The 12,460-nt window shown below is 63.3% G+C and carries 10 protein-coding genes and 1 pseudogene; 7 read left to right on the forward strand and 4 right to left on the reverse strand.

Features of this window, described 5'->3' with window-relative positions; genetic code table 11:
• Nucleotides 1-737: 737 nt before the first annotated feature.
• The 3 genes from ACFFC4_RS00005 to ACFFC4_RS00015 form a co-directional block, all read right to left on the reverse strand.
• Nucleotides 738-1,451, reverse strand: a complete 714-nt coding sequence (locus tag ACFFC4_RS00005) for a hypothetical protein (protein WP_375496533.1) — start codon at nt 1,449-1,451, stop codon at nt 738-740.
• Nucleotides 1,452-2,515: 1,064 nt separating this feature from the next.
• The gene (locus ACFFC4_RS00010) at nt 2,516-4,477 is read right to left on the reverse strand and encodes an ATP-binding protein (RefSeq protein ID WP_375496534.1); all 1,962 of its coding nucleotides are present in this window, start codon (nt 4,475-4,477) and stop codon (nt 2,516-2,518) included.
• Nucleotides 4,470-5,702: a hypothetical protein gene (locus ACFFC4_RS00015; protein WP_375496535.1), complete on the reverse strand. Its 1,233-nt coding sequence runs from the start codon at nt 5,700-5,702 to the stop codon at nt 4,470-4,472. Before ACFFC4_RS00015 ends, ACFFC4_RS00010 begins: the two co-directional genes overlap by 8 nt.
• Before the next feature lie 338 nt (nt 5,703-6,040).
• Between ACFFC4_RS00015 and ACFFC4_RS00020 the strand changes: the two genes are divergently transcribed.
• A complete protein-coding gene (locus ACFFC4_RS00020) occupies nt 6,041-6,286 on the forward strand; it encodes a hypothetical protein (protein ID WP_375496536.1) in 246 nt (81 codons plus the stop codon).
• A 48-nt stretch (nt 6,287-6,334) separates the two neighbouring features.
• Nucleotides 6,335-6,940 carry a serine protease gene (locus ACFFC4_RS00025; RefSeq protein ID WP_375497148.1) on the forward strand — a complete coding sequence of 202 codons (606 nt, stop codon included), beginning with the start codon at nt 6,335-6,337 and terminating at the stop codon, nt 6,938-6,940.
• Here the strand turns inward: ACFFC4_RS00025 and ACFFC4_RS00030 are convergent.
• Nucleotides 6,907-7,458, reverse strand: a complete 552-nt coding sequence (locus ACFFC4_RS00030) for a hypothetical protein (RefSeq protein ID WP_375496537.1) — start codon at nt 7,456-7,458, stop codon at nt 6,907-6,909. The genes ACFFC4_RS00025 and ACFFC4_RS00030 overlap by 34 nt on opposite strands.
• Nucleotides 7,459-8,089: 631 nt before the next feature.
• On the opposite strand from ACFFC4_RS00030, the gene ACFFC4_RS00035 reads away from it, so the two are divergent.
• From ACFFC4_RS00035 to ACFFC4_RS00055, 5 genes and pseudogenes are all read left to right on the forward strand, one after another.
• Nucleotides 8,090-8,347, forward strand: coding sequence for a hypothetical protein (locus ACFFC4_RS00035; RefSeq protein WP_375496538.1), 258 nt, complete (start codon nt 8,090-8,092; stop codon nt 8,345-8,347).
• 89 nt (nt 8,348-8,436) lie between these two features.
• Nucleotides 8,437-8,814, forward strand: a pseudogene (locus ACFFC4_RS00040) (ATP-binding protein); the annotation flags it as partial.
• 42 nt (nt 8,815-8,856) lie between these two features.
• Nucleotides 8,857-10,419 carry a histidine kinase gene (locus tag ACFFC4_RS00045; RefSeq protein WP_375497150.1) on the forward strand — a complete coding sequence of 521 codons (1,563 nt, stop codon included), beginning with the start codon at nt 8,857-8,859 and terminating at the stop codon, nt 10,417-10,419.
• A 69-nt stretch (nt 10,420-10,488) separates the two neighbouring features.
• Nucleotides 10,489-11,529, forward strand: a complete 1,041-nt coding sequence (locus tag ACFFC4_RS00050) for a hypothetical protein (protein WP_375496539.1) — start codon at nt 10,489-10,491, stop codon at nt 11,527-11,529.
• An 82-nt stretch (nt 11,530-11,611) separates the two neighbouring features.
• On the forward strand, nt 11,612-12,217 hold the full coding sequence (locus ACFFC4_RS00055; protein ID WP_375496540.1) for a hypothetical protein: 606 nt from the start codon (nt 11,612-11,614) through the stop codon (nt 12,215-12,217).
• Nucleotides 12,218-12,460: the final 243 nt, after the last annotated feature.

Raw genomic sequence — 12,460 nt, forward strand, 5'->3', positions numbered from 1 at the left:
CACCGGTCACCACGATCAGGAACCCGACTTACACCACTCGGCGGGACTCTCCCCCGGCGCGCGGTGGCAGACCTTGTACGCGTTGCCGCGCGCCGCAGCCGAGGTGTTGATGTAGCTGCAACAGTGGCAGCCGCGATAGCCCCCCGGGGGGGCCGTCGCGCATAGGTAGCACCGCCGTGCCGCCCCCGTGGTCCTCGAGATAACCGATAGGCGCTCGACGAGTTCCAGGAAGTTGGGCGGCAGGTGTCAGTAATGAGCCCGTTTTTGCGCCTACTCCTATGAGGACCATCTCCGGTCCCGCCGATCCAAGGGAGTGCCATGTCGGAGAACAAGGCAGGGAGTTCACTGCCGCCAATGCTGACCGTCGTTCAAGCTGCCGAGATCCTGGGGATCGGCCGAACGTTGGCCTACGAATTGGTGCGCACCGACAAATGGCCGACCCCAGTACTTCGCGCCGGCCGACTCATCCGCATCCCGTCTGGACCCCTTATCGCGTTGGTGTCAACCGGCTCCGCCAACGGTGGACCGCATGCGGCCTGAAATGGGCAGCCACACCTTTCCGGGCCACCATTTTCCCTGCTCGCCCTGGCGCGATGTCCGCCGTACGCGCCGAATGCTGGTGCGAAGCATGCGGATGAGCCGTTCTATGCGCCCCTGCGAGGGGGTCGAACTTCCGGTGCCCGTGGGGCATGCTCACGTGCGACGGGTCCACGGTCACCGAGCCGCGATCGAGTTGATCAGCCGAGCTTCGTCACTGTCGGTGCGGGATCGCGTGGCGCATACCGTAATTGCGCTAGCGGTTCGTCGGTCGCCCAGGCGTTGAACGCCCGTAGGTACAGCACGACGTGTTCGCGGGTGTCCCGTCGACGTTGCACCACGCCGGCCTGCTTGCGGGCCATCGCGAACATTGCTTTGCGAAACATCAGCCTCGGGTCGGTCTTGTCGAGGCCGGCCCCGTCGATCACCCCGTCGTGCCACTCCCCCATCCGGGTCTTCTTCCGGACGTTGGCCTGGTCCACCAGGTAGGCCGCAGCGCCCGCAGCTGACTTGATCATCCCTGTCTCAGACGCCACCCGGTCGGCAAATGCGACGTAGTCGCGAAGCGCGGGGTTCGCTTCAAGGGTTTTCACGATCTGGTGGTTGGTCACGCCGGCCGCTCCGCCGGACCAGGACTGGTCCGGTCGGTTTTGGTACTGCCAGACGGTGCGCACCATTGCAGCCAGCAGGGTCGTCGACTTCTCCCCTTCGATCGCCAGCACGTCAGCTGCGTTCCGTTTCTTGCCCGTGTCGAGCACGTCGAAGGTGTCAGGCTCCACCTCGGTAAAGACTGTCATCTCCACCGTCAGATCCGCCTCCACCACCGCCGCCAAGCGATGCTGACCATCGACCAGGACGCCGCGAGTGTCGAACGCGATTCCTTGGTGAGTCACCAACCACTCGCCGCGATGCATCGCGTCTGCGAAAGACCGCACCGTCGACCGCGACAGCGGCCGGTTCGAGGTGTTGGAGGCCAACAACTCAGTCGCCCTCGTCGGCGATATCTTCTGAACTCTGCTTCGCACGCTGCAACTCCGTCTCGGCCGGCGCCGCGTCCGTTCGGCCACGTCGTCGGCCGTCAGTATTCCTGGTCTCCCGGCACGAACGGCCGAGAAGGGCCGCGGCGAAGGGGATCTCGGACACCTCGGCGAAGACGGCATCGGGTCGAGCAGAGCAAGATCGGGGGGTTCGGCCAAGGCCGCCGAAGTCCAAAATCCCGTAAACGTTGACCTCCAATAAGATCAACGAACAACGACGGTTGCCCACGAACCCCATATGTCCGGTTCTATTGCAACCAAGAATGCAACCAAAACGATCTTGGTTGGCCCGAAGATCGTCTCTGGCGTGACAGCAGATCCTGGAGAGGGCCTAGAAGGTCAGCCGGGCTTCACCTCACTCGCAGACGATCACTGGCCCGGGCGTCTGAAGGAAGGCCTATGGCTAGTTCGGCCCTGCCCAGCACAGCCTGCCTGCGGTGCGAGATATCCGTCTCGCTATGCGCGGTCCGGACCTGAGGCACGACGCATGCAGATGAAGCGTTCTGGCGCTGGAGCCGTCCATGATCAAGAGACCGACTTCAGCGATTAATTCGGTTTAGGTGATCTCTAGCGAAGCTGATGGCTGGGTGTTCGTCCAAGGACTCGTGCTCGGACATGCGCACCGATCTCACGCGTTGATCCTGGAAGTTTGGCTGTACCTGCTCCGCACGCATTGCCGTCAGGTTCGTATGGCCCCAGACATCGGGCTCAGGGAAATTCACACCGACGCCGCAAACGTATTGGCAGGTCACAACGCCGTCGTTGATCGTGGCCACGGCGAATTCGGCACTCTCGTGTTGATCAGAAATGTGGGAGTTGAAGCAGCGTTTGGGTCGTAGTCGGCACGTAGACGACCTTCGCGGTCGCCGTGCGGTAGTCCATCCGACGCGATGGCTCGCTGACCCCGTGCCGCCGACCCCCTAGATCGGTGAGCGATAGCTTTACCAGGGAGGTTCGTCGTCCACCATGGGGTCGGGTTCAGGCTCGTCCTCTGGCTCGCCGATCGACCACTTGTCCACCAGTGTCATGGTGCGGTTGTTGGGCTCGAATCGGTCATCAATCCGGTCGATCGCGACAACGAGTGGAATCTGCGCCGAGATCCCCGACAACACGCACGTGCCGGTTGGCAATATCGGAAGCGACTCGAACGAGACTCGGTCGAGGTAGGACACGGCCTTCTCAATGGCCATGATGTCGAGGTTGTTCACGAGACGGTGCAGGAAGTAGTTGTGCAACTGGGAGATGATCGTCTCGGAGATGTCGTGGGGCCGCTGGCTGGCGATCGTCAAAAAGACACCGAACTTGCGGCCCTCTTTGATGATCTCCTCGAAAGTCTCTAGCCGGTAGTCCTTCCACGCCTCGCTCTCGCGGGCCGACGATGACGACAGGATGTTATGCGCCTCGTCGACGATGATGTTGAGGTAGTCCGACGTGCCGGGCCGCGCCTTCTTGGCGTCGTACATCTGTCGGCAGATGAGCAGCGGGAGCACCTTCTTCATCTCCAGGCTGACATGCCGGAGCGAGATGACGGTGAGGGGTGACGCCAGCAATTCGTTGTCTGAAACCTCGATCAGGCGCTTGATCCGCGGCATGCGGGTCTCGAGTCGCTTGATGAGCGGGCCGAGATGCTCGCGGTTGGCGAAGCCGTTGAAGATGTCGGAGTAGTACTGCAGGACGATCTTGAACCGGATCCGATCTACATCCTGGAGGCCGTCCGGGGCGATCGGCATCGCAGCGAACTTGTCGTAGGTGAGGCTCCGGAAGAAGGTGTCGTTGCCGGGCTCGTTGGCGTAGACGTTCGAGACGCCAGATTGCTTGTAGTAGTAGGTGCGGTCGCGGCTGTGGTAGCCGAGGTTGGTCTGGATGTCGGTGATGTAGTCGCGAAGCTGTCGGGGCGATTTACTCCCGAGGCAGCTCTCGATTTCCTCGAGGAACTTGACGATCAGTCCCTTGTCGAGGGTGGCGTCGTTGCTCTTGATTGCGGCGTACACGATGCCGCCCATCGCCGCTTTGAGCTCTGTCTCGTTGGTAAGGCGCCGCTCCCAGTAGTCGCTTTGGAGGGCACGTTGCAGGAACGGGGCTTGGGTCTTCTCGGTGGCATCGAGCAGGACGGTCCAGAAGATGGGGTCTTCCATCACTGCCTGTGACACCGGGAGACGATCGCCGTTGTCGTCACGCGTGGACAGGACGTACTCGGTCTTGAGCGCGTCCTCGATGATGACGGATCCGCTGGGGGCGGCCGGGCCCGTGTCGGTTTGGTTGACGTACTCGCCGTTGAAGTCGATGAGGACCAGGCGAGCGCGTCTCCTGAACGTCGCCGAGTCTCGATAGGTGGCGAGCAGCTCGTGGTAAAGCTTGGCCAGGGTGTAGGACTTGCCGCTGCCGGTGTTGCCGAAGATGCCGACGTGGCTGGCGAATAGCGCGTTGACACCGATCCGGACGGGCTGGCCCTTCTCCATCGCCAACTTGCCGATGGTCAACGGTGCATCGCCCGCACCGACGAAGCTGTGGATGCGGTTGAACTCCTCGTCGGTGAGCAGGAAGCACTCGTTGTCGACGAGCGGCAGCTCGCGAACCCCGCGTTGGAAGGAATCCGCCGTGAAGAAGCCCACCAGGCTGACGGTGAGGACGCGTTCGACGCGGTCCTGTTGACTGCGGTAAGCGGTGTCGGAGTGAGCCTCAGCGACGGTCTCGCCGTCGACCTTGGCGATGATCTCGCTGAAGCCCTTGCTGATCTTCAGATATCCGCCAACGCCCACATTGCGCAGCACGTCGCCGCGGTAGAGCAGGTGCGAGCCGTTCTTGGCCTTATCGACGGAGATGCGAACTGTCCGGCCTTGGACGCCGACGACTCGGCCAACCTTGAACACGGAGTCGTCGGTCAGACTCCGGTCGTCAGTCATGGCCAGGTACCAGTGGCTCCCGCAACGCGACGTTGACCTCGACCGTCGCATCAGGTCGCCGGGGTGGGCGCGGCACCAGCGGTTCGAAGAAGCGACGGGTGATGGTTCGGAGGTCGTAGGACTCCTGGTCCTCGCCCTCAGCGGCCTGGGCGGGGCCGACGACCCGGATGTTGCCGTTGGTCGTCTGGTACCCAGCAAAGCGCCCTTCGATCTCGGAGATCGATGCCGGCTTGTAGGCGAAGATGAATATCTGCAGCGTGGGGTTCGTGCGAGCGGCCCGGACGAGCAGCTCACGGATGTGCTCGTCACGGCAGGAGAACCCGATGAGGAAGAGGACGCTGTTCTCCTTCTCGAGGTCATTCGAGAAGATGCGCAACAGGTCGTAGTAGTTCTGGTTGAGCACGGTCTGCTGGAACTTGGCCTTCGTCGGGTTCACGATCGGTAGGTCTTCATACCGGCGAAGGAAGGCCTCGATTCGATCAGCTCCGTCGGCGGCCGGCTCGGCCTCCAACAGGCTCTGCGCGGTCGTCTCTCCGGCCACAGGGAGTAAGAGATCATCGATCTCGGCGAGCATCGAGTCGAGCTCATCGATGATGGCGAGCGACGGCTCGAACAGGATGTCGGTACGCGCCTCATCGCCGTCAGGGTCGTGATCGGCGGTGATCCAGCCGACCGAGCCATGGAGCTTGAGCAGGTTGAAGGTCGGAATCTCGGACAGGTTGTCGTACTGCAGGCTGCGGCGCGACAGCACAGCGCCAAAGTTCGTGGTGCTGAAGCGCGGGTTGAACCGTCCGGAGAAGCCGTCGTTCAGTTCGAGCTGAAGCTTCTCGGCGGAGACCTCGATCGTCAGGTCGACGTTGGTGGTGAAAACATTGACCTGCTTGTTGATGATCGAGCTACGTCGACGCAGCAGTACGCGGTTGATCGTCTGCAGGAAGAGCGTGTAGCTCTCAAGCACCCGGGCAGCGCCCGCGTCTGCACCAATAAGTTGACGATTCCTGACCAAGACCGACTGGAAGAACGATGCGTAGATCGAGGCCCGAGCGCGAGTTCTCGCTGCCTCGCCCGCGGTCGAGTTGTCGATCTCGGCGAGGAGGTTCTCCGTATCGCCGAGAACGCTGAAGTACTCGCTCGACGCCCCGGCGCCGACCAAGAAGTTCAGGTGGGCGTCCTGCACGATGTCGCGCAGTTGATCGATTGAGAGGTCGTGATCGCCGCTCATCATCGGCGCGGCTCGAGGTACCCGTACGATCGGGACCGTTCTCTATCTACTAATACGCGGGATTTGCACATTTAGTTTCCCTATTATATAGATAACGTCGTTTCTCTAAAGCTGGCTGCAATCAGGGCCAGGCGTTTGTGTAGACATGACCCACTCCCTCGATCGCGGCCTGATCGTATGGCCTGGCCGACACCCGAATCGAGAAACGGCCCGCGCACCATCCCGGGCAACTGCCCGTGTGGGTCCGGGAGTCACGATCAAGCGCGCCGCGTCCACGCATCAGGCGAATCGCGCACCGGGCGGCCCTGTAATCGCGACCGCCGGTTGACAGACTGGGCGTTGTGGCGGGCTACGAGAGCGATCCGGGACGACGAGAGTTCGGCGAGTACGTCGATCTGCAGCGGACAGTCGTACCCGTGGTCAGCTGGGAAGACGAGCGGTTCTACCCGCAGGGGTCGGCGGTCTCGATCGGGATCGGCGGCTGGTTTATCACTGCCAAGCACATCCTCGAAGACCCGCAGCGTCGCAGTTCCCGCGAGTTGCGTGACGGGCGCGCCGGCCTGTTCATCATTTGGGAGTTCGACTAGCCGCTGCCGAACGGCGATGTCCAGGCAAAGCTCATACCGGTCCTCGCCATCGACGAACACCCCACCGCGGACCTTGCGCTAGTGAGTGTCCAAACGGAGATGGACGGCGAAACGATGAGCTTTCCTGCTAACAAGTTTGCGGCCCGAATGCCGGGCGAAGAGGAGAAGCTCCGCGGCTTCGGTTACCCCCGCTCGGGCATGAGCGGGAGTGCGCCGATCGCGACGGCGGCGATCATCGACTACGAGCGGCGCTTGGTCCAGTCGAGCGGTCCCGTCATCGAACGCCATCCGGTCCGCCGCGACTCGTCTGCGATCAATTTCCCTGCCGTAATGACGAATGCGCACGACGAGCACGGTATGTCGGGCGGCCCTGTCATCGATGCCGACGGCGTGATCATCGGGGTCATCTCCCGGGGAATGCCGCCTGACGATGACGGCGGCGACTGGGTCTCCTACGTGTCGTTGATCGGACCGGCACTCCAGCTGACCGGGCTACTTGGGTCGAGCGCCGGATCAGAAGAAGAGGTGAGACTCGGCCAGCTCGCGATGGAAGACAAGATCGGCTTTGAGCTGTACGACTCGTTCGAGGTGATCGGCGGCCCGGACGGAATTGAGGTCCGTTACACGCTTGGGGACGATTCGGCCGCCTGCTGACCTTCCGCGTCGGACTTCTGACCCAAGGTGGGCATCAATCCCTCGAAGCTGCCGAAGTCGAAGTTCAACTCGAGCAGCCCGTCCAGCACCATTGGCAACGCCTCGTTGTCGAGCGTCGGATCCTTCAGCTTGAACCGATGAGCGAGCGCGAGACTCGACCCGGTGTAGCCGGTGATGCGGCCATCCTCTCGCCGCCCGGGCGCGTCGATCCGCTCGATCAGATTGAACGCCTCAAGGCGACGATGGGCCTCGTAGGTGTCCTTGAGGATGCCGTAGTTGAACTCGCGGTCTTCGGCCACCACGAAAACGCCGCCGTTGGCGTGATGCCCCGGGTGTCGAGCCGCCTTCTGGCGAATCATGAAGTAGGTGGCGATCTCGGAGTCTTCGAGGCACCAGAGCCAGCCGTTGCAGAAGAACGCCGCCGGCACGCCGAACCACTGGTGAGGACCCGGCACGGAGAACGGCCGTGGTGTCGCCAGGCCGTCATCGCCACCCAGGTCGTTGAGCCGAATCCGCAACCGGCCGGTCCTCGTCGCGCTCGGGGTTACGAGCCGGGCCTGCTCGAGCCGTCCGAGGGCCGTCTGTAGCTGCGCCGCCCGGTTCCGTTCAGCCTTGCGGACCGTCACTCGGTCTCGGCCGGCCACAGCCGGGACGGCCAGGAGATCGAGCCACCCGAGCTGATTCTCGGACCGCTCGATGTCCCGGGTGATCTTCGATGGATCGGCTCCCGTGCGCAGATAAGCGTCGGCAACGATCGTCACCAGCAGCCGCAACGTCTGACCGCGCGGCGCGATCAGTCCCGAACATGGGGGGCGTTCCGCGCGAGACGGAACGCTCGAACGCTCCCGGTAGACGAATGTGTCCGGCAGGGCCACCGGGCCAGCCAAATCCCAGGTCTCCTGGATCCCGTTGCGCACGCGACGATCGAGACCGGGCTGGTCGTTCTCGTCTTCCAATCCGACCAACCGACGCTGTCGAACTGTGATCTCGCTCACAATCTGAGGCCCCTCGCCTGGCTTGATACGCCGCGCTTGATCCGCATAGAGCTGCGCTATGCGATATGAGGAGATGACGCGGCTCCATGCGGATCAAGCCCGCACATCACGAGCGTACCGGGCGGGTGGACAGGACGCCAACGAGGTCGGTCATATGGATGGCGACAGGCCGGACGAGGGGGTGTTGAACATGTTGATGATCGTGCTGGGGGTCGCGGTGGTCATTGCTATCGCGGTCGTGTTGGTCGTCGCGATGGCAATGCCGCCGTCGCGCCAGAACCACACGCAGTCGGTGCTGGGCATCATCCCGCGGACGGTGCTCGCGTGGCGGGGCATCGGGGGTCACGAGCCCGCGTTACCGGTCCCATCGCCCGACGAGGCGCCTGCCCCGTCCCCGCCGACCGGCGCGTAGAGAGCCGGCCCAGTGGTGAGCCCCGCCTCGCGGTGCACCGGCGAGTGACCTGACCGAGGTCGTCGGTCCCCTGATCTAGTCTCCGGATCATGGCTGAACTCGTCCTGCAGGCAAGCGATGGTCACGTCGCGCGGCTGGCACACGAGGCTGATCCGGTTCGCGCCATCGTCGAGCTAATTTGGAACGCGATCGACGCCGAGGCGTGGAACGTCGTCGTCCGGATTGAACGGGACGGGGCGTGGGAGGGCATCAACTCCATTCACGTCGAGGACGACGGCCACGGGATCAGTCGCGACGAGGTCGACACCGCGTTCGGCCACATCGGTGACTCCTGGAAGGCGTTCGCCGAGAAGTCCAAGAACGACGTCCGCGGGCTGCACGGCAGCCTCGGCGAGGGCCGGATTCGTGCCTCCGCCCTCGGCGCGCGGGTCAGTTGGGAGAGCCGCAGCTGCGACACGGCCGGTCAGTGGTTCGAGATCAAGATCAACGGACGCCGCTCCAACCGGAACGTGTTCAGCTGGAACGCCGTCCCGCTGGACGACGGACCGAGCCGCACCAGGTTCGCGGCCTACAACGACGAGCAGCGTCAGTTACGTCCGTTGGAAGCGAACGCCGCGATGCCAACTCTGCGCTCCCACTTCGCCCCGATCCTGCTCACCGAGCCGGCACTCGCGATCACCTACGACGGGGGCTCGCTCGATCCGGCCGAGGAGATCGCGGCCGATACCTCCCTCACCCTCCCGATCGCGGTAGGTGGCGAGCTCGGCGAATTCCAACTACGGATCATCGAATGGCGGCAAGGAAAGCACCGCGTTATCTACTACGGCACCGACGGTCAGCATTTCGCCTTCGAGGAGCCTGGCTCGGAGGTCGAGGGACATTTCCCGTTCTCGGCCTACGTCTCGTGGGCGGGCTTGCAGGACAAGGTGTCATTGCTGCCCCTGGGTGACATGGCACCATCGCCGGTCGGCGATCTGTGGCAGGCCGCTCGGCAGGCGATCAGAGATCACTTCGCAGCCCGGCTTCGGGAGCGCCGACGAGATCGTGTACGCGAGTACAAGGAAGCTGGCGTCTACCCCTACACAGACGAGCCGACCTCCGAGCCCGAGCAAGCCGAGCGGGCAGTGTTCGACGTCGTGTCCGGAGCCCTCGGATCGCACATCGCCCGCAAGGACAAGGTCGCGGCCCGACTGACACTCACGCTGATCCGCGACGCGATCCGGCACGACCCGGTGAAGTTGGCTGTAGCGCTCGGGGAGGTCACCGCTCTCAAGCCCGACGATCTTGATGCGTTTACCGCTCTGCTCGGAGAAACCACGCTCCCGGCCATCATCAAGTCGGCCAACATCATCTCAAGCCGAAACAAGTTCCTGGTCGCACTGAATCACCTCATCTTCGACCCCGTTGACTCCGATGTCGTCGGCGAGCGGGACCACCTACATCGGATTCTGGAGGGCGAACTCTGGATCTTCGGTGAGGGCTACAACATGATGAATAGCGAGAAGGGCCTTACCGAGGTGCTTCGGACGCACCTGAGGCTCGAAGGTCTGCCCGAGAAGGACGCCGTGCCCGTCAAGCGATGGGACGGCAAGTCTGGTCGCGTCGACCTACACCTCGCCGCGCGGGCGCAGCAGTTTGATCGGGTGCGGCATCTCATCGTTGAACTGAAAGCTCCCGACGTGCCGATTGGCCGTCGAGAGCTCGATCAGGTTGAGGACTACGCGAACGCCCTCGCGACCAATCCGCAGTTCGCCGGCTCGACGGCTCAGTGGGACATCATCCTGGTGGGCGCGCGTCTTGACGATGTGGCAAAGAATCGAATTCACCCCGACGGTCAAGACGTCGGCCGGTTTTGGGCCCCCGAGCCGAAGCCGGGAGCACCCCGCGTCACCGCGTACGTTCGCCAGTGGCGTGACGTGATTGATGAGAACAAGCGGCGCCTCGACTACCTGATCGCCGCGCTTGAGCACGACCCATCCACCGACGAGTCGCTGAGCTCAATCCGTCAGCGCTACGCCGATGCCCTTCCGCTCCTGCCAAGTGCTACGAGTCTCGGAACGCCCGCCTCATAGCGGTCGTCCGGCGACGTCAGTCGGTCGGCGGGGCCGAATGTTGTCGCATGGGCTACCTACGCTTGGACCGTGCCAATGATCAACGAGGTCTTCCGGGCGGCGGCGCGTGCTGCCGGCCCAGAAGTGCTGGTTGCTGACACCGACGTCGTCCTGGGTGACGCCTGCCAAGTGTTAAGAACCGGCCGGCCGTCGGAACTGTTGCGCGCTATCGACGCGGGTACCGCGATCGCCTTCATGTCAGAGCAGACCTTCCATGAGATCGGCTGGATGTCAGCCAAGTCGGCGCGCGGCAACGACGTCGACCACGAGGCACTTCGCACCCTGATCACGACCACATACCTGCCACGCATCCCGGTGGTCTCGACGCCCACACCCGACGATGGGCAATGGATGCCCGATGCGTCCGACGTCACCGATCCCGACGATATCGCCCACGTTCAAGTAGCCCGACTCGTCGCCGCCCGGGCGGTCTACTCGCATGACCGGGACTTGCGTCGCCCGGGTCTGGCACCGCCCACGCGCGAGGCGTACGACCGGCGACTCGTGCACTTGTCGCTGACCACCGATCGAGCAGAGAACGAGCGCAGCATCGGCATGCTGGCCTGCGTCACCGGAGGCGGCACCAACGAGATCGTCAAATGGACGTCGGTGAGGCTGAAGGTCCGGCCGGCGACGCTGTGGCTCGGTCTGACCATGGTCTTTGCCGGCACGATGTACGTACTGGTGTCTCCACCTGAACGACGCCGACGCATCGCCGACGGGCTGGAGCCGATCATCGAACGGATTGGCACAGCGATCGAGCGCAGCGACCGAGCACGAGCGGAGTTGCAAACGACCCGACTGATCCCGGAGTTCGTGCCCGATCGGCTCGAAATGATCGTGGCGTCCCTGCTTGCACGCCGACCCGAATTGACGATGGGCGAGATCGGCGCAGAGCTCGGACTCACGACGGCTAGCCGCAGTCAACTGTCTGTTTTGCTGCGTGGTCACCCGGTCTTCGAACGCTCGTCACGGTACGGCTGGTCGGTGGGGCGCCGCAGAGATCAGCTCGCCACGACACCCCGAACCATCGGCACGCAGGCCAGCGAAGATGTCGGCACCCGCAGCTAGCTTGCGAAGTATGCAACGCGCCTACATCGAAGCCCACTGCGCACTCGTCGAGTCGTTCGAGCTAGCTCGATCCTGGACGAGCGTGGGGCCGACCTCGCTGATTGCGCCGTCGACCTCGGCGGTGACGGCCTCAACATGGCTTGAGCACACCGGCGTTCCGATCGGGACGACGGGTAATCGTCACTCTCGCTTCACTGCTCGGCCGCGCGGCACGGTCATCGCTTGGTGTCTTCATCTGGATGAGGTCCTGAACATCGAACGCACCCGCGACGTCGATGCGATCGTGCTCGTACGCGCCTTCGAGCAGCACGCGCCCTGGATCACGGCGCACGAGGCCGAACACCTCGGCGGCGAGTTTGTGCCCACCGTTCCGGAGGCGTCACCTGCGATCAAAGCAATGGTGAAGGGCATCAGCCTGCTGCCCATTGTCAATCAGGGGCTGGCAGACTCACGCGAACGATCGATGGCAGTCCAGGCGCTGACGTACTTCCACGATCATGGTCATCAGCTCAACCCGGCGCAGCTCGTCACCGAGGCCATCCGCAACGAGTGGCCCCGCGAGAGCCCGCTCGAGTTGGCCGATCTCGCCCGGCAAATCAACGCTGGTAAGCGTCTGCGGTTCAAACGGCGGCTCGTGCCGGAAGTCCTCACGGAGTGGTCGAACGCCGCATCGCGCCCTCCGCAATAGGAGGCCGTAGGTCTGACCTACGTAGGAATCGGCTCATCGAACATCAAATAGCTCTCAAGTGCACGCAAATCAATGTGACCAGCAGGCTGGTTACAGAGCCGCTGGAGGTCTCGTAGAGATGTTTACCACCGTGTTGACAAACGACTTGAGTCCGCGCATATTCGCACAAATTTGAAGCTGCGCTTGGCTGGCTCCGCCGGTCAGAATCGGCGATACAGAGCATCGATCCGTCCACATACGCGA

Source organism: uncultured Jatrophihabitans sp. (assembly GCF_964244045.1).
Lineage (GTDB): Bacteria > Actinomycetota > Actinomycetes > Mycobacteriales > Jatrophihabitantaceae > Jatrophihabitans.

Coding starts and splice junctions, on each gene's coding strand:
- ACFFC4_RS00010 (WP_375496534.1), bottom strand. CDS start 4,477: ATGACTGACGACCGGAGTCTGACCGACGACTCCGTGTTCAAGGTTGGC.
- ACFFC4_RS00005 (WP_375496533.1), bottom strand. CDS start 1,451: ATGCATCGCGGCGAGTGGTTGGTGACTCACCAAGGAATCGCGTTCGAC.
- ACFFC4_RS00015 (WP_375496535.1), bottom strand. CDS start 5,702: ATGATGAGCGGCGATCACGACCTCTCAATCGATCAACTGCGCGACATC.
- ACFFC4_RS00035 (WP_375496538.1), top strand. CDS start 8,090: ATGGATGGCGACAGGCCGGACGAGGGGGTGTTGAACATGTTGATGATC.